The following is a 21,024-nucleotide window of genomic DNA, read 5'->3' as shown; positions in this document are numbered from 1 at the left end:
GCCCGCCAGAGCCGATGGTACTGCGGTAAAACGTGGGAGAGTAGGTCGGTGCCCAATCTTAAATCAAGCCCTTGCTGGAAACAGTCAAGGGCTTTTTTGTGCGGAAAGTTTTTCGATGCTAAGTTTGTAAATTCTCTTTGGCAAAACGACTTTATTAATGATAATCGTTTTGAGATAAGGTAATAGAATTTATTATTTTCGTTGCGGTTCGATAAATTTATATGATGCAAAATCAGATCTACATTATAGATGAAAATCAACTTGATAATTTAAAGCGTAGACTTTTATTTCGGGGGATAAGGATAATTCTATTACTTACATTATGCGCGGGGGTATTACAATTTCTTCAGGCTAAGAAGGGGGAAACCTTGATTATCATTGGAGTAATGTTTTTTTGCACATTAATTTTAAGCATATCAGTTTTCAGGGCTACTAATAAATTGTTAAAATCTTACAGAACACTTCAAATTATATTGAATGATAGCGGTGTTGAGGCTAAAGTTGAAATGATGCCTTATAAAAACATTCGCTGGGAAAACCTGATGGTTAAGGTTAAATCTAACGGTACAATTAATTTGTATGACAAAAGTATTTCGTCATTTATGAGAAGTATGTATGGAAAAGGAGTGATTATTATTCAACCGGAAATTTTAAATAGAGAAATTCTGGTAAATGAGTTAGTAAAATACCAACAACCGCACTATAATTGATTTGATTTTAACGCTTCATAAATCTCAGCACTCAATAACCCACTTCCACCACCATAATGCTGCGTTATCTTAATATCAGGTTTATTGGCCCTAAAGTAGGCGCAAAGGTCTTGCTCAGATTGTTCTTCGATACCACCACCCAGTAATACCAGGGCAAAGTCCTGCGTTTTAAAAGCACTGATAGCTTCCTGGTCAGTTATGCAGCCTGTAGCATTCCATGCCGGGTTATTGTTTACCAGGCGTATCACCGTTTGCAAGATCTCCGGGTGTCTTCCTATTACTAATATTTCTACTTGATCCATTGTTTTAACTCTTATCAATAGTGAAATGATTAGTGATCACCTTGCCCGGCACCCCTCTTTCCGCCAAAGGCAAAAAAGAGGGAGCGAACAACGCTCTATCAATCATCATTCAAAAACTCAAAATGTCATAGGAACGTCTATCAGCAAAAATTCGGCATCTGTAAGTGCTGTTATTTTAAACTGATCAGTGTCCCAAATGCCTAAGGCATCTCGGGTATTCAATAGCTGTCCGTCTATTTCAACTTGCCCGCTCAATACAAAAGCATAAACGCCGTTGCCTTGTTTTTTGATAGCATAATCAGTATCGATGCCTTTATCAAATTTGCCCAAATGAAACCAGGCATCCTGGTGTATCCATACACCGGCATCATCGGGGTTGGGTGATAATACCTGTTGTAGCTTGTTGTGCCTGTCGGCCAGGTTTAAGGTAAGCTGATCATACCGGGGCTCTACATTTCTTTTATTGGGATATATCCAGATCTGTAAAAACTTTACCTGGCTTGCCCTGTCGTTATTGTATTCGCTGTGATAAATACCTGTACCGGCACTCATGGCCTGTATATCGCCATTTTTGATTACCGCCACATTGTTCATGCTATCTTTGTGTTCCAGGTCGCCTTCCAGCGGTATAGAAATAATCTCCATATTATCATGCGGATGCTTGCCAAAGCCCATACCTGCATCTACGGTATCGTCATTCAATACGCGTAACGCGCCAAACTGCATCCGGTCGGGATTATAATAACCCGCAAAACTAAATGATTGATAGCTGCTTAACCAACCGTGGTTAGCGTGACCGCGGGTTTCTGCTTTATGTAAAATGGTTTGTGCCATGATGTTTACCTTTTTGTTTATATAACAAATTTAAGGCAATGGCAACGATGCACACTTGATGTAGATTAAGAAAAACAGGCACGAATTACACGAATTATTTCGAATTACACGAATTAGCCTAAATCATAACTTTAATTAGTGCTTATTCATTCGTATAATTCGTTCCCATTCGTGTAATTAGTGTCTTTTATTTCGCATGCGGCTAAAAAATTCGGGGGTAACACCAATGTACGATGCTATCTGTTTTAGCGGCAAATGATCTATCAATGTTGGATAGCGTTTGCAAAAATTATTGTAACGTTCTTCGGCGGTCAGGCTTAGGCCATCAATCAGCCTTTGCTGACTGGCGACTAAGGAGTTTTCGGTCAGTATCCTGAAAAAATGCTCAAACTTGGGTATTTGCTGATAGAGTTTCTCCTGATTAGCTTTGGATAGTAGCAGTACTTCCGTGTCTTCCAGTGCTTCGATATTCAGGATGCCGGGCTTTTGCGAAAGCAGGCTGTACATATCGGCTATCCACCAATCTGGCGGGGCAAAGCTCAGTACGTGTTCAATGCCTCCCTTGTCAACGGTATAGCCTCGTAGGCAGCCCGAAATAACAAAGGTTGAATATTTACATATATCGCCGTCGGTAAGCAAAAATTGTTTCCGCTTTATTTTTTTGGTTTGTAAATAGGCAATAAAAATATCCTGTTCATCGGGTGTTAGATGAATATGTTTGGCAAGATTATCCAGTATAAGCTGAAATGACATACGCAAAAATGAATTTAATTTTTATAAAATGTAAATTAGCTTTCATTAATCAATGATTTAGCCCGGTCCCTCATGCCAAAATAAAGGTATGTTATGCTGATAAGCCGCATTTATAAATTGAAAATTATTGATAAGATTGTGAATACCTTGAGATATTATGCCCCGAGGTAAATTGCAAGCAATGTAAACCGATGTGCATTTCCAATTAGTGCATGCAGCAATTGTTAATAAATAGCCTTATGATGAAGAATTATGCTTTAGTAGTCTGGATGTTTGTTCTTGTTACATCATCTGCATTTGGTCAGCAAAAATTTAATGGCCTAGATGTAAACCTCGGAAACATTTACCGTTTGTCTGATGCCAAAACCCGGTCGATAAGTCCGGAGAATTTTAATGGTGAAAAAGGTAAAGGCGGAATGGCCACTACGGGAACAGGCGCCAATGCTTCCCGGGATCTGGGGCAAACCTGGAAAGTGAGCCCAAGCGTTATTATCAAAAAAGGAACTACCTATACCATTGCCAATATTGATGGCCCGGGCGCTATCCAGCATATCTGGATGACACCCACCGGGAACTGGCGCTATTCTATACTCCGTTTTTATTGGGATGATGAAACTACGCCTTCTGTGGAAGTACCGGTTGGTGATTTTTTTTGTATGGGCTGGGGTAAATACGCGCCATTGCAATCACTGGCTGTAGCTGTTAATCCGGGCAGTGCTCTTAACTGCTACTGGCCAATGCCTTTCCGTAAAAAATGCCGTATCACTATGGAAAATATTGACGACCGCGATATGGTGCTCTATTATCAGGTAGATTACACATTGACACAAGTACCCGAAGATGCCGCCTACTTTCATGCGCAGTTTCGGAGGGTAAATCCATTACCATATAAAAAAGATTATGTTTTAGTTGATAGCATCCAAGGCAAAGGCCAATATGTGGGCACTTACCTGGCCTATGGCTCCAACAAGAATGGGTGGTGGGGCGAAGGTGAGATCAAGTTTTTTATGGATGGCGATACCAAATTCCCTACGATAAACGGTACCGGAACCGAAGATTATTTCTGTGGATCATATGATTTTGATACCCATCATAAAGATGCTAAGGGCAAAGAAGAAGATAAAACTGAATACACCGAATTTTGCAGCCCGTACAGCGGCCTGCACCAGGTGATCCGGGGTGATGGTCATTATAATATAGCGCAGCGCTTTGGCCTGTATCGCTGGCACATTGCTGATCCAATACGGTTTGAGAAAAGCTTAAAAGTTACCATACAGGCACTGGGCTGGCGGCACGATGGGCGATACATGCCTTTACAAGATGATATCGCTTCTACCGTTTTCTGGTATCAGAGCGGGCCGCATGGCCCTTTCCCCAAGTTCCCCTCACGGGATGAATTAGAAGTTAATTAATGTTGATGTATAGATTTACCTCATGAAATTATATAAAATAACAAAAGGCATCCTACTGGAACATAACAACTCCGCTTACATTATTGATGATGAATGGGACAGCCTTATCAATCGTGATGACCTGGCCGGATACCTTCAACTGATATCAACTGATACCACTCCCATCAATGCCGAAGTAAAGAACGAACACTTAAATGGGAAAATATTACCCCCCATTGGCAGTCAGGAAGTTTGGGCCGCAGGTGTTACCTATCTTAAAAGCAGGGACGCCCGCATGGAAGAATCGGAAAGCTCTGGCGGAGCGAGTTTATATGATAAGGTTTATGATGCCCCACGCCCCGAATTGTTTTTTAAAGCCATTGCGCAACGGGTTTCGGGAACCGGTGCCGAGGTTTATATCCGTAAGGACTCCGAATGGAATGTGCCTGAGCCAGAACTCACCTTATTTATCAACTCCAAAGGAAACATACAAGGTTATACCATTGGTAATGATATGAGCTCACGAAGTATTGAAGGCGAAAACGCTTTGTATCTGCCGCAGGCAAAAATATATGAAAAGAGTGCTGCGCTTGGCCCATGTTTACTGGTAGCAACAGAACCCATTGCCGGGGAATCGGCTATTAAGATGCTTATTAAACGTAATGGAGAGATAGCTTACCAGGATGCCACCACCGTATCCCGGATGAAACGATCGTTGACCGAATTAACCAGCTATTTATACAGCGAATGTGATTTCCCCGTAGGTGCATTTTTAATGACAGGAACCTGTCTGGTGCCACCACCTACTTTTACCCTGCAACCGGGTGATGTGGTTGAAATTACCATCGACAGCATAGGTACACTCGTGAATACCATCGCATTAAATCCAAAACATAAATGATCATCGTATGAGAGTCGTTAAAATTGTATTCTTTGCTTTATGTATAGCTGGTTTAAGCGCATGCACTATGCAAGTGCCCCAACATGCAAAAGGCACTTTTGGTTACGATCTGGAGTTTTTAAAAGCAAAGGATAATGTTGTTGTTTTGAATAGTGATGATGGCAGGGGACGGGTTATTATTTCGCCCAAATACCAGGGAAAGATATTTACTTCAACGGCCGATGGATCAGATGGTAAAAGCTTTGGCTGGATAAAATACGAAACTTTTAATGCCAAACAATTGGATGCCCATATGAATGCCTATGGCGGTGAAGACCGCTTGTGGCTTGGCCCCGAAGGCGGTCGGTTTTCCCTGTTTTTTAAGCCGGGCACCAAAATGGAGTTCGATAACTGGCATACCCCACCGGCTATCGATAATGAAAGCTGGGACCTGGTTTCATCAACCGGTAAAAAAGCCAGCCTTACAAAAAACACCAGCATACAAAATTACACGGGCACAACATTATCCATTAAGCTACAGCGTGATGTTGAAATATTAGAGCCTGCGGCTATTAAGCAAATGCTGGGGATCGATGATTTGGATAGTACGGTAAAATCAGTGGGCTTTACTACGGTAAACACCATTACCAACAGCGGTACTACCACCTGGAATAAAACTGCTGGTGCGCCCTGTTTGTGGAGCCTGGATATGTTTACCCCTTCGCCACAAACAGTAATTATTGTGCCTTACAAAGAAGATGTTACAGGTAAAGTTGCCACCACTAACTATTTTGGTGAGATCCCTAAAGACAGGATTGTGTACAACAATGGAACCTTGTTGTTTAAGGCTGATGGCAAATCACGCGGTAAATTGGGTATCCCGCCCAATCGAGCTAAAAACATGATCGGCAGCTACGATGGCGCAAATGATATTTTAACTATTGTATTTTTTGATCTGGACGATAAAGGCGATTATTTAAACCAGGAATGGAAGCCAGACACCGCACCTTTTACCGGCGATGCCGTTAATGCTTATAACGACGGTCCCCTTGCAAATGGCAGCCAGATGGGGCCATTTTACGAATTGGAAAGCGTATCACCCGCGGCATTTTTAAAACCGGGCGAAAAATTATCACACAAGCATAGTGTATTTCATTTTATGGGCGATATAAATGCCCTGAATAAGATAGCTTGGAAAACGCTTGGTTTTTCGCTTCATGATAAAACCCACAACATTTAAATAAACATTCAAAACCTAATTATTAAACCCATTACAACCACCCAATGACCAAGAACAACAATCTGTTTGCCGTAGCCCTCATCACCTCTCTGTTTTTTATATGGGGCTTCGCGTTAAATCTTAATCCTATCCTTATTCCGCATTTGAAAAAGGCCTGCCAGTTGAGCGACCTGCAATCGTCATTGGTTGATTCTGCTTCTTATATTGCCTATTTCTTATTACCTATACCCGCTGCCCAATTCATGAAACGCTACGGTTATAAAGGCGGTATATTATTAGGGTTGATCTTGTTTTCGGTCGGGGCATTTTTATTCTATCCGGCTTCTATCGTTCGTAATTACGCGTTTTTCCTGGGCGCATTATTCATCATATTTTCGGGGGCAGCTTTTTTAGAGACAGCCGCGAATCCCTATATTACTGCCCTCGGCGACCCGGAAGGGGCTACACAGCGTATCAATTTTGCACAATCATTTAATGGTTTGGCGGCAGTTCTGGCTCCACTTGTTGGGGGGATGGTTATTTTATCGGGCAAAACTTTAACAGCCGCACAAGAAAAAGCCATGTCGGCGGGGCAGTTAAATGATTATTTAAATAAAGAAGCCTCATCTGTACAAACACCTTTTATCATCATTGGTGTAGGCGTACTCATTGTAGCTGTACTTTTATACAGAACGCATTTACCCCAGATAGTTGAAGAAGGCGAGGGAATGGAACACCACGAAAGCTTGTCGCTTTTTCAAAGGATGAGTTCGCTCTTTAAAGAAAAGAATTTACGGTTTGGCGTTATTGCACAATTCTTTTACGTCGGTGCGCAAGCCTGCGTGGGTAGTTTTTTCATCCGTTTTTCTGAACGGGTGGCAGGGATGGATGAAAAATCGGCAGCCTATTATTTAACAGCAGGAATGTTCGCGTTTTTGGCCGGCAGGGCTATCGGTACATTTTTAATGACGTTTATTAATCCGGTAAAACTATTGGCCATTTTTGGTATCACCAATGTAATACTGATTGTGGCATCTGTTTTTCTGCATGGCAAGTTCCCGGTGTTCGCCTTAATTGCCGTTGATTTTTTTATGTCGATTATGTTTCCTACCATTTTTTCTTTAAGCATCCGGGGATTGGGTGCCAAAACAAAGGAAGGCTCGTCGTTAGTGATCATGGCTATTGTGGGTGGAGCTGTTTTTCCTCCTATCATGGGGCGCTTGTCCGACTTAACCAACATACAAATAGCCTACCTGGTACCGGCAGCCTGCTTTTTGTTTGTGTTTTATTTTGCCATAAAAAACCTGAAAGTAAAAGAGGTGAAACTTTCTGTTTCCCATTGATCAATATTAGATAATTATAATATATAAAGATGAATTTAGAACTCACAGATAAGGTAATTATAGTAACCGGTGGTGCAAAGGGCATTGGCGAAGGGATTGTAAAAGTGTTGGCCAGCGAAGGCGCCATACCAGTCATAGTAGGCCGGGTAGAGGCGGATAATCTGAAAACTGTACAAGCGGTAGAGGCAGCAGGGGGGAGAGCTTTTCAGGTAGTTGCTGAATTGACGAATCCCGTAGCAAGCGAAAACGCCGTTAAAGCTGTGGTTGCGCAATTCGGCCGTATTGATGGCCTGGTGAATAATGCCGGTGTAAATGATGGTGTAGGTTTAGAGAGTGGTGATTACGAAGGCTTTATGGCTTCCTTGCATAAAAACGTGGTGCATTATTATTTGATGGCGCATTATGCTTTACCTGAACTGAAAAAATCAAAAGGAGCGATATTGAATATCACCTCCAAAACGGCAGATACCGGTCAGGGGCATACTTCCGGGTATGCGGCATCAAACGGCGGGCGCAATGCCTTAACCCGTGAATGGGCGGTTGAATTGTTGAAATACGGCATCCGCGTTAATGCTATAGTGGTAGCCGAATGCTGGACGCCGTTATATGCCAATTGGATAAAAACACTACCAGATCCGGATGGTAAATTGCGCGAGATCGAATCCAAAATACCACTGGGTAACCGCATGACCACCGCCGAAGAAATTGCCAGCACCACGGCGTTTTTATTATCACCACGCTCAAGCCATACCACCGGGCAACTTATTTATGTAGATGGCGGTTACGTACACCTGGATAGGGCCTTAGCCAACGCCGAATAGCATCAGGTTAAAGGTTTTAAAATTAAAAAGCCATACGTGATTTACGTATGGCTTTATTTGTTTACAGCAATTTGCGGTAAGCTATTGTATAATGTTTAGGTTGATTGCGTTTTAGTTATGCTACAGCATGAAAGCCTTTAAATAAATCTGAGCGTACTCGCCCCAGTTTTTCATTACTGACGACAGCGTGGTATACAATGATTTGTTATTAACCGCTTTACCTTTTTTTGGTGGTGCCAAAGCTTTCTCGTCAATCGGTACATCCGTTACCTTGGTGGCAAACCAGGTAACGTTTTCATGGGGCAGGGCCACACCTAATATCATCCCCGGTAGGCCGTTAAATAATTCGGGACCGCCCGATACGGGTATTTCATCCGTATAAAAAGCCACGGCATAAATAGAATCAAGCACCAGGGCATTAGCCCGGCGACAGGTATAACCGGCAATTTCGCGGGTTTCGCTGGTGATCTTCCAGTTTATTTTGCGGGTACTGTCTTTCACCAGGAAAGTTTCTTCGAATACTTTTTTTTGATTGATAACACTACCGGCAGAAAGATCAGTAAAAACAGTATTTACTTGACCGGCCATCGGGCTATCGCTAAAAAAGCCTCCGGTAACAGTTTCGGGTTCAATAGGCGTATATAGCGTTTTGTTATTGCCAAAAGTCATAGTGCTTTTGAGTACTTTGAATTGCTTTTGCGTTTTCTTATAGGAGTCAAATGCCGGTCGCAGAAAGCTTTCATTATCCTTGGTGATCTGTTTTTCGAAAATGGCATACATATTTATCGTTTTTTCGAATGTAATGGTGCCGTTTTCGGTAAAGTGTTTGTTTTGGGCAAACAGCCTGTTGCTGCCAAGCACAAACAATATGGTGATGGTTAGTATGATGTATTTCATATGATTATTTTTTAGGTGTGCCACCGCCCATGTGATTAAAATCCCAAACCAGCGAAAGCATAAAGTATCTTTTTATAGAGGTATACCGTTCCTGGGTAAGCAGATTGCCCGATCCCGTACGATTATAACCGACGTTCTGATTCAGAAGGTCATTACCGGATATGGATAGTTTAAGGCTTTCGTCCTTCATAAATGATTTGGTGATACTGGCATTCAGCGTAGTACGCCTGAAATCCTCCCTAACGGATTGTGTAGCCGCGTTATATTGATAATTAGCGTCGGTACCTATCTGGAACTTGGCTGGCAGATAAACGTTAAAGCCCGCGTAGCCATTAAACCCGCTTCCGTTGTTATTGATCAGCGGTTGTAAGGATTGGGAGTTTACCGTATAGGTTGGGCCAGCACCGGCCCAAAAATCATATTTCTTTTGCTTGTATTTTGACAGCCTGAAGCTGGCAGAGTAGGTGTATACTTTGGTTTCGTTGAGCTGATTTTTAGCCAATTGATTACTTGCAAGGTTAAAATAATTACTGCCGTTCATGTTTAAACCAATGCCCGCGTTAATTTCAACCTTGGGTATTTTTTGATCAAAGTAGGCATTAAAGTACATATTGGAGGTTTGATGCCCTTTAAGGTTTGATGATTGATACGTACTTACCCCGGTTGCATCGTCGGTTGTTACATTGCTTACAATAGGGTTAATGGTACGCGAGTAAGAACCGCTCAACCAGATGGATTGTCCGCTGATAACCTTGTAAGAGTTGTAACTGGCACTGATGCGGTTGGTAAACGATGGTTTAAGATCGGGATTGCCCAGTGTTACGTTTAGTGGATCAGTATTTACCCTTACCGGCTGTATCTGCTCAATAGAAGGTTGTGAAGTATTACCGTTATAATTTATCCGGAATGATTGCTGTTGCGAAAATTTGTACTGGAAACTGGCTTGCGGGTACCAGTTCACAAAGTTGCGGGTAAGCGTATTATTGGTAAACTCGTCTATTTGTTTAAAGTTTACTGTAGATACTTTGGAGCCGAAATTAATGATCACTTTTTTCTTTTTATAATTGAATATGGCCCCAAGCTGGTTTGATAGCTGATTTAGTTTAAAATTATTGCTTAGCGTGTCGTCCAGTATAGTATAATTTCCCGAGGCATCCTTGTCAAATGAGCGCCTGTCTGACCGCCCGTTGTTAATATTGATGCCATAGTTTAGTACCAGCGCGAGCGCTTTGGTAAAGGGTTCTGAATAGGTAAAATTGGTATTGATAATATTGCTTTCGCTCAGGCCGGTTTTATACTGATCTATTTTTTGAGTGCCAGCCTGTTTGCCAAAAAAATCTGTTTCTGATTTCAAAAAGCCATTTGTTTTATTTTGATTATACGCCTCGGTGATATTTACTGAAAAGCTGCGGCCTACTTTTTTGAATTTCTTATTATAAAATACATTGGCATTGAATATTTTTTGATCACCATTATTGATCACGTCCCTGGTATTCTTATTCAGCAAGGTGTCGTTACGAAAGCTTGTGCTATTGTAATGGTTATTGGTAATGGAGCTTTTGGTGGTACCATCAACGGATACTTTGAGGTTTGATGAAGTATCTATCTTTAATTGATAAGTAGCATCCAGTTTTTGCCTGAACATATGATTGTGGAAAGTTTGGTCACTATTGCTGTTCAAAGCAATTCCTGGTTGATCGTTAACTCCCGGCAAATTGTTTTGCGTTTGCGTATTACGGGTACCGTCAACGTTTAAGGATCCTATTTTATAATTGGTATTGATAGATTCTTTATCGCTATTCCATTTGGTATCATAATGAGCGCCACCTGAGCGTGCCAGTGGAATACCCTGACCGTTGTATTGCCCACTGAATGAATCCAATCCATCATCGCCACCGCCGCCATAAAAATATATTTCGCCGCCATCTCCAAATTCCAAGCCATTGCTTGAGTTGCCATATTTGGAGTTATCTTCCCAGCCCAGGCCTGTTTTACCGGTATTGCCAATAGTACCGTAAACCGAAAACTTTTGTTTGCCTTTAAAGCGGTTAAACATCAACTGTTCCTGGTAGTATTTATCGGTGCCCCCTTCGGCGTCTATCTTGCCAAAGTAGCCATTCTTCTTGTCCTCCTTGAGTTTGATGTTCAGGGTTTTGTTTTTTACGCCATCATCAATACCAGTAAATGTAGCCTGGTCGCTCTTTTTATCATACAATTGCACCTTATCAACCATATCGGCACGCAAGTTTTTGGTAACCAGTGTAGGGTCGTCACCAAAAAACTCTTCACCATCAACCAATACTTTGTTTACGGTTTGTCCCTGGGCTGTAATTTTACCGTCCTTATCTACCTGTATGCCGGGTAGCTCTTTGAGCAGATCCTCCACCTTGGCATTGGGCTGTACGGTAAACGCCGCGGCGTTAAATTCGGTGGTATCTCCTTTTATTTTAACTGCAGCTGCTTTAGCCTTAATGATCACTTCAGCAAGCAGCTGGGTTTTCAAGATCATTTTAATGCGACCAAAATCATGCGTGGTATGTGCCGAATCCAGGGTGAAGCGATCTACATAGTCGGCATAGCCAGGATAAGTTACCAGCAATATCAATTTCCCTTTTTTCAGATTATTGATCTCAAAGTTCCCATCCTTTACCCTGGTGAATTTTTGGAGAATGGAGTCCTTGGCATTTAATACGCTGACGGTGGCATTGGTTAATTTGGAACTGGTGGCGGTATCGGCAACTGACCCCTTAACAGAATAAGTATTTTGCGCGAATACAGAAACCGTACATAAACAAAGTATTATTATTAGTGCAGGTATTGTGATTTTCATAAGGTTCTTTATGAAAACCAAGGTATAACTAAAACCTTAGTATTCAAAAGATTTTAGTAAATTAACATGTGAATTTAACATTTATTAACATTTGGCTTATAAGTAGCTGATGGTTAGTAATGTTGAAAGCCAGAAGTCACCATATATAAATATACCAAACGTTAAAAATGTTTAAGGTAATACTCCCAATAAGCTCCGATCTTTGTAATAATTATATTGCTTTTGTCTTTAGTGAATTATTTTTTCCTGTAACGAAATTTATGAAAACGCCCTGTAATCAACAAAGAAGAGTGTAATTTTAATACTGAAGTTAATGTAAAAAAGGCAGGCAACACCACAGTCTTTTGGCCGTCTGTTACTTAAAAAAAGTATATTTTAGCATTGTTATTTAAGCTAACCACCCAGGTTGGTTTTTTGTAAACGGATTCCCTGCAATGATAAAAAAAGGTAAAGTTTTAATACTTGGTTTAAAGGTATATAAGATCATATTTCTTTTTATTTTACTCGCACCAACGCTTGAAAGCCAGGCTCAAGGGTTAATGTTTAATTCAAACGACAGCCTGATGGGCGAACGCACTTCTTACACAGTGTTCAGCTCGGATGTGCCGACTTTTTATAACCATCTGCGGATGGACTTCGATCTGTCGTTATGGGACAATGAACATTTGGGCTATGTTTTTAATATTATCGACGGTCATAAAAACTCTTATAGTCTAACTTACATTTTTAATCTTGATGGGTCACCCGCGCTTAATTTTAATATCGACAGCAAAAGCAACAAGATCAAGATCCCGCTTCGGTTGTCGCAATTGAATAAACGGACATGGATAAATGTTAAAGTGGATATCAACCTAAAAGCCAATACCGTTGGTTTCTATGTAAACGGGCAGTGGTACAGGGCCGCTGATTTTGGCTTTGATAATAAAATAATACCGATCATCACTTTTGGGAAAAACCCGCATTACTCGGATGTGCCCAAAATGGCCATTAAGAATTTAACTGTTAGCGATGATAGTAAAACTTATACTTTCCCCCTCAATGAGTGGTCAGGCAGTGACGTGCATGATAGTTCCGGCGAAATTCGCGGGCATGTTGATAATCCGGTTTGGCTCATTAACGGCTCTTATTTTTGGGAAAAAAGAGCGGCTTTTAGCTTTCGCGAAGTAGCGGGTGCCAATTTTAACCCGAAGGATCAATCCTTACTTATTTTTAAAAGCGATTCGCTGATCCGTTATGATATGAAAAACGGTAGCATATCAGTTCAGGCTTTTCAAAATAAAGTGCCTGTACCTTTATTCCTGGGTAAAAGTATTATCAATACACGTGAGAATAAGCTGTACGCTTACGAAGTGCTTCGGGCTCCTAAACCTGGCCCTTGCATAGCATCTCTTGATCTGGTCGCGCTGAAATGGGACGTAGTGGGTAATGCTAATATCAAAGAGCAAAGACACCACCACAATATTTTTTATGATAAAGATCAAAACGATCTTTATCTGTTTGGCGGTTATGGTTCATTTGCCTATCATAACGACTTTTTTAGACTTAATAAGCAAACCGATAGCTGGGATAAGATAGTATTCACCGGCGACAGGATCACCCCGCGCTTTTTTTCGGCTAGCAGCCAGGCCAATGAAAACAATGAGGTGTACATATTCGGAGGTTATGGTAACCAGTCGGGTAACCAGATAGTGGGCGGCAGGCATTTTTATGATCTGTACCGGGTCAATCTTACTAATCATACCATCAGAAAATGCTGGGAAATAAAACCCAACGAAGAGGATTTTGTACCCACCAATAACCTCATCATTTCTAAAGACGGCCGATACTTTTATGCTTTGTGTTATCCGCACGAACATCCAAAAACTCAGCTTCGCTTATATAAATTCTCTATCAAAGACGGTTCGTACCAGGTAGTAAGCGGAACCATCCCGGTTACGTCTGAACGGATCGAGAGTGATATCAACCTGTTTTTTAACTCCCTGCAAGATGAATTCTTTTGCGCCATACAGGAGTTTACAGATCCAAACCGATCAACCATACGCATCCTGGCGCTGGAATTTCCGCCTGTGAGCCGGCAGGATTATGAACGGTCTCAAAAAGCCATTGCACCAGCCAGCCCGGTTTTTAAGTATGTTCTATTTGGCGGAGCGGCTATCCTGATAATCGGTATAACACTTCTAATCATCAAAAAGCGGTGGGTAAAAGGAGGCTTGCAGGAACCTCTTGAAGAAGAAGATATTAGTATAACCGTTATCAATAAAAAGAACGATGAGAAGCGCGCCAATGCCATTTACCTGCTGGGTGAGTTTACCGTTTACGATAAGAACAGCCGGGATATTACCTATCTGTTCAGCCCTAAAATAAAGCAGCTGTTCATCCTGCTTCTGCTTAACAGCCGGAATGCTACCGGTGTGGTATCCAAAAAAATATCCACCATTTTATGGCCTGATAAGGACGTAGTAAAAACAAAGAACATTAAAGGTGTTACCATTAACCACTTACGTAACATTATTGCCGATATAACAGGTATCGAACTTACCTTTTTGAACGATACCTATTGCTTTAAGCTTGACGATAACCTTTTTTGCGACTACTTTACCGTAACCAGCGCCCTGGAGCATATAAACGGCCCCGAAAAGACCACTGAAGCCACTATCCTGCAGTACTTTGACCTTATTGCCCGTGGTGGACTGCTGCAACATATCCCCGAAACCTGGCTGGATGATATTAAGCTGGGTTATGAAGAAGCCCTGATGCCCGTAATATTACCCGAGGTAAAAAAAGTATATGAAAGCGGCGATTTCCGCAGGGCGCTGGATATTGCCCGGGTTGTTTTAAATATCGATCCGTTTAGTGATATCGCTTTGAAATACAAGCTCAAGGCACTCCGCCGTATTAAGGGAATCGAGTATGCCCGCAAGGTGTATGACGAGTTTATCGCCGAGTATGAAAAATCCCTGGGGATTAGTTACCAGGTTCCCTTTGATAAGATCTGTTCCAACAAAACGGAGCCGCGATAAATAATTCCAGGTATTGAAAATATCGCACCCCATCAATTTAACATTTCCCGCTCAGAAAACTTTTTAAACCTTGAATTTTAACATTTTTCTGCCCGCAAAGGGGTTAAAAACGCTCAAAAATTGACTCAAAACCATCGATTTTAACACTTTTTAACAAATTTTAACACGGTTTTGAGCAGTTTTTAAAACTTTAAAAAGTATTAATTTATTGATTATCAAATAACTATGTGAAAAACGGTCGATTTTTGGCCTTGTTTTGCCCTTAACAAACCAGCCCGGTTGTCTCCTGGAGAGACAAGCGGGCTGGTATTGATATAAATATACGAAAAATTAAGGGCAATAACAAACCGGCCGGAGGCCGGGTAATAGTGGTCACTCCGCTGGAGCCGAGCGACGGCGGAGGTATTAGTGTATTAATTTTTTCCCCGTCAGCAGATAAGCTTCGGGCGAAAGCGGGCAGAACAATGGTGGATTGTGCGGATGTAGGGCATAGCGAACCTTACCTGAAGCGGGGGATAATGAGCGAACGAAGTGGAGGTAAGGTTTAGCAGCCCAGGTTCTGTCTGGTTTGCAGGGCGAAGGCTATGTGCGGCAAAGAAGCATTTCTGGTGACAAGGCCTTTGGTTACTTTGTAGCTACAAAGTAACTGGCCCTCCCGCGGCCAAGAGCGGGTATGCGATATGCATATCGAAGAAGATCCTTCGCTTCGCTCAGGATGACAAGGCGCGCCCCTAATTAATCCGCCTAATTCCCTATGGTTAATGAAATTTTAGCCGTGTTAATCCATTTATTAACCCATCTTTTAATACCGCCGGGTCTATAATTGTTGCGTCAAATGGGTGTGTAGTGCCAATGTGCAGGTTTAACCAGCCTGCTTAATTATAACACTCATTTGGGCAAATTATTATAAACCATTTTAATCAACTTATTTATGAAGGAAATTTTTACCTATTATGGTGGGTGCCATGGTATCCATTATCCGGCAAAATTTAAAGGGCTGGTACGGCATGGTATCATGGCTCTTTTTCTTTTGCTTGTGTGCTCTGTGGCTATGGCCCAAAGCAACCGTACCGGTACAGTTGTTGACGAAACCGGGCAGGGGCTGCCCGGCGTAAGCGTCAAGATCAAGGGTACAACCATTGGTACGGTTACTAATGTAGAGGGCAAGTTCAGCATCAGCGCCTCAAACGAGCAAACTTTGGTATTTACGTTTGTTGGCTACACCACGCAGGAGATTCCTGTCGGCAGCCAAACCAGTATTAAAGTATCATTGGCATCCAACGCCACCAATGTGAACGAGGTAGTGGTGGTAGGTTACGGTACACAGAAAAAGGCCACCGTTACCGGGTCTATCGCATCGGTTACCAACAAAGAGATCGTGACCACTAAAAACGAGAACGTACTGAACATGCTTACCGGTAAAGTGGCCGGTGTGCGCATTGTACAAAACTCGGCCGAACCCGGATCATTTGATAACGCTTTTGATATTCGGGGCTTTGGTAACCCGCTGGTGGTTATTGACGGGATCCCCCGCGATAACATCACCCGTTTAGATCCCAATGATATTGAAAGCATATCGGTACTGAAGGATGCCTCGGCCGCCATTTATGGTGTGCGCGCGGCAAACGGTGTGGTTATCGTGACCACCAAAAAAGGCAAAAAGGGTACGGTGGATCTGAATTACTCGGGCACTTATGGCTGGCAGATACCGGCGTATATGCCAAAACCGGTGGGCGCTTTGGATTACATGACGCTGGTTAACGAGCAATTGCTGCATAACGTAAACGGCGGACAGGTAAAATATACCGATGCCGATTTTGCCGCTTACCGCAATGGTACCAAAACCAGCACCGACTGGTATGGTAATGTTTTTGCCAACAGTGCCCCTCAACAGCAGCATAACCTCAATGCCAGCGGCGGTACCGACAATAGCAGCTATTTTGTGAGTATGGGTATTACCGATCAGAATGGCTTTTTCAAGAGCGGCGATCTGAACTATAAAAGATATAACCTGCGCTCGAACCTCACCACCAGGATCAATAAAAACCTTACCGTCGATGTAAATCTGAGCGGAACGCTGGAGCAAAAGAACCAACCATACCAGGATGCCTGGTGGATCATCCGCTCGTTTTGGCGGCAGGTGCCCACACAAAGCATTTATGCCAACAATAACCCAAAATACCTGAACAACGGCGAGGTGGACGGATCAAACCCGGTTGCCATGTCTGATGCTGATATTGACGGTTATAAGCAGATCAATAACAAATGGCTGCAATCATCAGTTTCGGCAACCTATAATGTACCGTTTGTACCGGGGCTGAGCGCCAAAGGTTTGTATAACTATGATTATTACATGTCCAGCAATAAGTTATACCAAAAACCCTACAACCAGTATACTTATGATGCCAACTCCAATGTTTATACCCCGATAGCCAATCAAACGCCAGGCTCATTAACCCGGCAATTTTATGAGAAGCCAACCAGTTTAATGCAATTATCATTAAACTATAACCGCGCTATTAAAGGCGGGCACAATATTACAGCTTTAGCCCTTTATGAAGAGAGTGAGCGAAAAGGTGATAATTTTAACGCGCAGCGCCAGTTATCATTACCGGTAGACCAGTTAAAAGCGGGTAATGCCTTAAACCAAACGGCTACTGTAGATGATGATTATCCGTTTGATGTTGTAACCAAATCATTTGTTGGCAGAATAAATTATGATTACAAAGGGAAGTACCTGGCCGAGTTTAGTTTCAGGGACGATGCCAGTTCCCAAAACTCCCCGCTTAAAAGATGGGGCTTTTTTCCGGGCGCATCGGTAGGATGGCGGGTATCACAGGAAGGTTTCTTTAAAAACTCATCGTCGCTATCGTTTGTAGATGATCTCAAGATCCGCCTGTCATACGCTAAACTGGGTGATGATGCCAAGTTAAACGCCTATCAGTATCTGAGTGGGTATAACTATCCCTCAGATGGCGATAATAATCAAACGCCTCCGGGTTCGGTATTTGACGGCACCTTTGTAAACGGCGCGCAAAGCAGGGGCATCCCCAATCCCAATATCTTTTGGTTTGTGGCCCAAACCTATAACGCAGGTATCGATCTGCAGGCCTGGCATGGTTTGCTGGGTTTAACAGTTGATGCTTTCAGGCGCGACAGGAGTGGTTTGCTGGATACCCGTGCCGATAATTTACCAGGTGTGGTAGGCGCTGGCTTACCGCAGGAAAATCTGAACAGCGACCGCGCGCAGGGTTTTGATATTGAGGTAAATCACCGCAATCATATTGGCAGCTTTAACTATTTTGTAAAAGGAACTTTTGGCTATACCCGTACACAATGGATCAGCAAGGTGCATTCAGATTATGGCAATTCCCAGCTTAACTGGCATAATAATAATGATAACCGCTACGCCAATATCTTTTGGGGATATGGCTCAAACGGACAATTCCAAAATTACCAGCAAATCCTGAACAGCCCGCAGTTTGTATCACGTAACGCGGTAGTGGGCGATTATATTTTGCAGGACTGGAACGGCGACGGCGTGATCAATGACCAGGACGTACATCCTATAGCCCAAAACGTAAGTAACAACAACTACAGCGTGCCATCAACCACATTTGGGTTAACGCTGGGCGGTTCATACAAAGGGTTTGATATCAGCACCGTATGGCAGGGAGCTGCAGGCATTAATGTGTCTTACATCGAACAGCTTAACATACCGTTATGGGGCGGGGGCAGTGCGCTGGGCATGTTTCTGGACAGGTATCACCCAACAGATCCCAAGGCAGATCCTTATAACCCGAACACCGTATGGACGCCGGGCACTTTTGCTCTTACCGGTACCACAGCCGATGTGAACTCGCTATCCAATATCCACAGCGCGGCGTATATCAGGCTTAAATCTGCCGAGATAGGTTACAGCATTACCGACGCGGTTGCTAAAAAGATAGGTATTAAAGGCGCCAGGATATTTGTAAATGGTTATAACGTATTAACCATCACCAGTTTAAAATACCTTGATCCGGAACACCCATCGGCCACTTACGGATATTTATACCCATTAGATAAAATATTTTCAGTTGGTGTAAATGTTAAATTATAATCCATACAGATCATGAAAAAATACACATATATCATATTTGCCATTTTGCTTTGCTGGACATCGGCATGCAAAAAGCTCGATACGCTGCCACCAAGTATCGTTAAAGACGATGACGTTTTTACAAGCAGCGCCGGTATACAAGCCTATATGGCCCGCATGTACGCCGAGCTGCCTATCGAAGATTTCAGGTATTCGCCGACCCGGGGGCTGAATTTCTTCTGGATCATCAGTCCGTTCAGCTGTATCAGCGGCGAGGGTCTGAGCCGCGACCAGAACAGCGCCACACAGGAAACTTTTGGTTACTGGGGCGGGGCCTATACCCTGATCAGGGATGCCAACTATTTTGCAGAAACGCTGCCTAAGTATTCATCGAACTTTACCCCTGCGCAGATCAGTGCCTGGTTAGGCGAAGCCCGCTTTTTGCGCGCCGCTACCTATTTTGCCTTAGTAAAACGCTATGGCGGTGTACCCATTGTTGATAAAGTATTGCAGTATCCGCAACAAAGTATCGATGAATTAAAAATTCCGCGTTCGTCAGAAGAAAAGGTTTATGATTTTATAGCCACCGATCTGGATTATGCCTATGCTAATTTAGGTGAGAGCAGCCAGGTAGGCCGGGCCAACAAATATGTGGCGGCAGGTTTTAAATCGCGCGCCATGTTGTATGCAGGCTCCATCGCCAAATACAATAGTATTAACCTTACCGATGCCAGTGGCAACAGGCTTTGCGGCATCCCGGCTGCTAAAGCAGTTACCTATTTTAAAGCTGCTTATGATGCAGCCGTGTTACTCGACGGTAAATACAGTCTGTATAAAAAAGCATGGGCAGCCGGGGATAAAACGGCGCAGTATCAAAACTATGTAAACCTGTTTTTTGATGCCAGCAGTCCGGAGAATGTTTTTGTACGCCAATATCACTACCCCGAATCGGTACATGGATATGATGCCTATAACGTACCACGCCAGCTGATGGGGGCTAACGGATATTCTTCGGAAATTAATCCTACGCTGAATTTTGTAGAAATGTTTGATGGCATCCCTAAAAATGCCGATGGTACCATTAAAACAACAACCGGTGGTAAGTATGACCTGTATACCAATACCATGGATCTGTTTGCCAATGCCGAACCAAGGCTGCGGGCTACGGTTATTTTACCCGGCGATGTATTTAAAGGTGTGAGCATCGAGATCCGCCGTGGTATTTATACGGGCAGTTCAACGGGAGGTATCAGTCCGCTTTTACCAGCCGGTTCAACAGCGCATTATCCTACCGATCATATGGTGGAATCATCAAACGCGAGCCAAAAACCCTACACCCTGCCAAACGGAACAACCATGAACCCAGCCGGTTTAAGTGGTTATTTTACCGGCGATGGAACCTGCTCGGTATCTGGCTTTTCGATCCGCAAAAACCTGGTGCCAGATAAACCAACATCAGAAGTGCTGGAAAACCGGTCTGACCAAACCTGGATAGAGCTGCGTTACGCCGAGGTATTGTTAAATCGTGCCGAAGCTGCAGTGGAGCTGAATGCTTTAGGTCAGAATGATAAAAGCTATCTGCAGGACGCGTTTACCGCCATTAACCAGATCCGGGAAAGGGCCGGTGCCAACCTGTTGCTGAGCCCAACCGACCTGAGCAATATTAATGTAGTACGTACCGAACGGAAAAAAGAACTGGGCTTTGAAAACAAAACCTGGTGGGACCTACGCCGCTGGAGGGTGATAGATAAAGAACAAAACAGTACCATTTACCGTACGCTGATGCCATTTTACTCTGCTAATGACGGTAAGTACTTTTTTGATGCCCGTTTAGATGAGCGCAATAGCCGCTATACTTTTGATGTGCGCTGGTACTATGAGCAAATTCCGCAGGGCGAAATACAGAAGAGTCAGAATTTAATTCAAAACCCGGGTTATTAATT

General features: G+C 42.9%; 14 protein-coding genes. 9 read left to right on the top strand and 5 right to left on the bottom strand.

All coding sequences use genetic code 11. From position 1 onward, the window contains the following. The first annotated feature begins 221 nt into the window (after nt 1–221). Nucleotides 222–710, top strand: coding sequence for a hypothetical protein (locus AB6735_RS25590; protein WP_370999038.1), 489 nt, complete (start codon nt 222–224; stop codon nt 708–710). On the opposite strand, the gene AB6735_RS25585 is transcribed toward AB6735_RS25590, so the two are convergent. The 3 genes from AB6735_RS25585 to AB6735_RS25575 all read right to left on the bottom strand — a co-directional run bounded on the left by AB6735_RS25585 (nt 701) and on the right by AB6735_RS25575 (nt 2,599). Beyond that, nucleotides 701–1,012 (bottom strand): hypothetical protein, encoded by a 312-nt coding sequence (locus tag AB6735_RS25585; protein ID WP_370999037.1) that lies wholly within the window; start codon nt 1,010–1,012, stop codon nt 701–703. The two genes, AB6735_RS25590 and AB6735_RS25585, sit on opposite strands and share 10 nt — an antisense overlap. Nucleotides 1,013–1,129: 117 nt before the next feature. Continuing rightward, nucleotides 1,130–1,846 (bottom strand): pirin family protein, encoded by a 717-nt coding sequence (locus tag AB6735_RS25580; RefSeq protein WP_370999036.1) that lies wholly within the window; start codon nt 1,844–1,846, stop codon nt 1,130–1,132. 177 nt (nt 1,847–2,023) lie between these two features. Further along, nucleotides 2,024–2,599, bottom strand: a complete 576-nt coding sequence (locus AB6735_RS25575) for a Crp/Fnr family transcriptional regulator (RefSeq protein WP_370999035.1) — start codon at nt 2,597–2,599, stop codon at nt 2,024–2,026. A gap of 239 nt (nt 2,600–2,838) precedes the next feature. Here AB6735_RS25575 and AB6735_RS25570 point away from each other — a divergent pair, with 239 nt between their 5' ends. The 5 genes from AB6735_RS25570 to AB6735_RS25550 are packed head-to-tail and all read left to right on the top strand — an operon-like array spanning nt 2,839 to nt 8,253. Further along, nucleotides 2,839–4,011 carry a glycoside hydrolase family 172 protein gene (locus AB6735_RS25570; protein ID WP_370999034.1) on the top strand — a complete coding sequence of 391 codons (1,173 nt, stop codon included), beginning with the start codon at nt 2,839–2,841 and terminating at the stop codon, nt 4,009–4,011. A gap of 22 nt (nt 4,012–4,033) precedes the next feature. After that, on the top strand, nt 4,034–4,891 hold the full coding sequence (locus AB6735_RS25565) for a fumarylacetoacetate hydrolase family protein (protein ID WP_370999033.1): 858 nt from the start codon (nt 4,034–4,036) through the stop codon (nt 4,889–4,891). Nucleotides 4,892–4,898: 7 nt separating this feature from the next. Then, nucleotides 4,899–6,110 (top strand): DUF6786 family protein, encoded by a 1,212-nt coding sequence (locus AB6735_RS25560; protein WP_370999032.1) that lies wholly within the window; start codon nt 4,899–4,901, stop codon nt 6,108–6,110. A 44-nt stretch (nt 6,111–6,154) separates the two neighbouring features. Then, a complete protein-coding gene (fucP, locus tag AB6735_RS25555; RefSeq protein WP_370999031.1) occupies nt 6,155–7,432 on the top strand; it encodes an L-fucose:H+ symporter permease in 1,278 nt (425 codons plus the stop codon). 29 nt (nt 7,433–7,461) lie between these two features. Then, the gene (locus AB6735_RS25550) at nt 7,462–8,253 is read left to right on the top strand and encodes an SDR family oxidoreductase (protein WP_370999030.1); all 792 of its coding nucleotides are present in this window, start codon (nt 7,462–7,464) and stop codon (nt 8,251–8,253) included. Between the two features lie 120 nt (nt 8,254–8,373). On the opposite strand, the gene AB6735_RS25545 is transcribed toward AB6735_RS25550, so the two are convergent. Together AB6735_RS25545 and AB6735_RS25540 are read right to left on the bottom strand one after the other, a co-directional pair. Then, the gene (locus AB6735_RS25545; protein WP_370999029.1) at nt 8,374–9,150 is read right to left on the bottom strand and encodes a GLPGLI family protein; all 777 of its coding nucleotides are present in this window, start codon (nt 9,148–9,150) and stop codon (nt 8,374–8,376) included. Nucleotides 9,151–9,154: 4 nt separating this feature from the next. Then, nucleotides 9,155–11,980, bottom strand: a complete 2,826-nt coding sequence (locus tag AB6735_RS25540) for an outer membrane beta-barrel family protein (RefSeq protein WP_370999028.1) — start codon at nt 11,978–11,980, stop codon at nt 9,155–9,157. 434 nt (nt 11,981–12,414) lie between these two features. On the opposite strand from AB6735_RS25540, the gene AB6735_RS25535 reads away from it, so the two are divergent. The 3 genes from AB6735_RS25535 (at nt 12,415) to AB6735_RS25525 (ending at nt 21,022) form a co-directional block, all read left to right on the top strand. After that, the gene (locus tag AB6735_RS25535) at nt 12,415–15,000 is read left to right on the top strand and encodes a kelch repeat-containing protein (RefSeq protein WP_370999027.1); all 2,586 of its coding nucleotides are present in this window, start codon (nt 12,415–12,417) and stop codon (nt 14,998–15,000) included. A gap of 931 nt (nt 15,001–15,931) precedes the next feature. After that, a complete protein-coding gene (locus AB6735_RS25530; protein ID WP_370999026.1) occupies nt 15,932–19,102 on the top strand; it encodes a SusC/RagA family TonB-linked outer membrane protein in 3,171 nt (1,056 codons plus the stop codon). A 12-nt stretch (nt 19,103–19,114) separates the two neighbouring features. Next, nucleotides 19,115–21,022 carry a RagB/SusD family nutrient uptake outer membrane protein gene (locus AB6735_RS25525; RefSeq protein WP_370999025.1) on the top strand — a complete coding sequence of 636 codons (1,908 nt, stop codon included), beginning with the start codon at nt 19,115–19,117 and terminating at the stop codon, nt 21,020–21,022. Nucleotides 21,023–21,024 lie beyond the last annotated feature (2 nt).

The sequence above is a fragment of the Mucilaginibacter sp. RCC_168 genome (assembly GCF_041355315.1).
Lineage (GTDB): Bacteria > Bacteroidota > Bacteroidia > Sphingobacteriales > Sphingobacteriaceae > Mucilaginibacter.
Note: the sequence above shows the minus strand (reverse complement) of the source record. Positions and strands in the feature narration are given on the sequence as shown.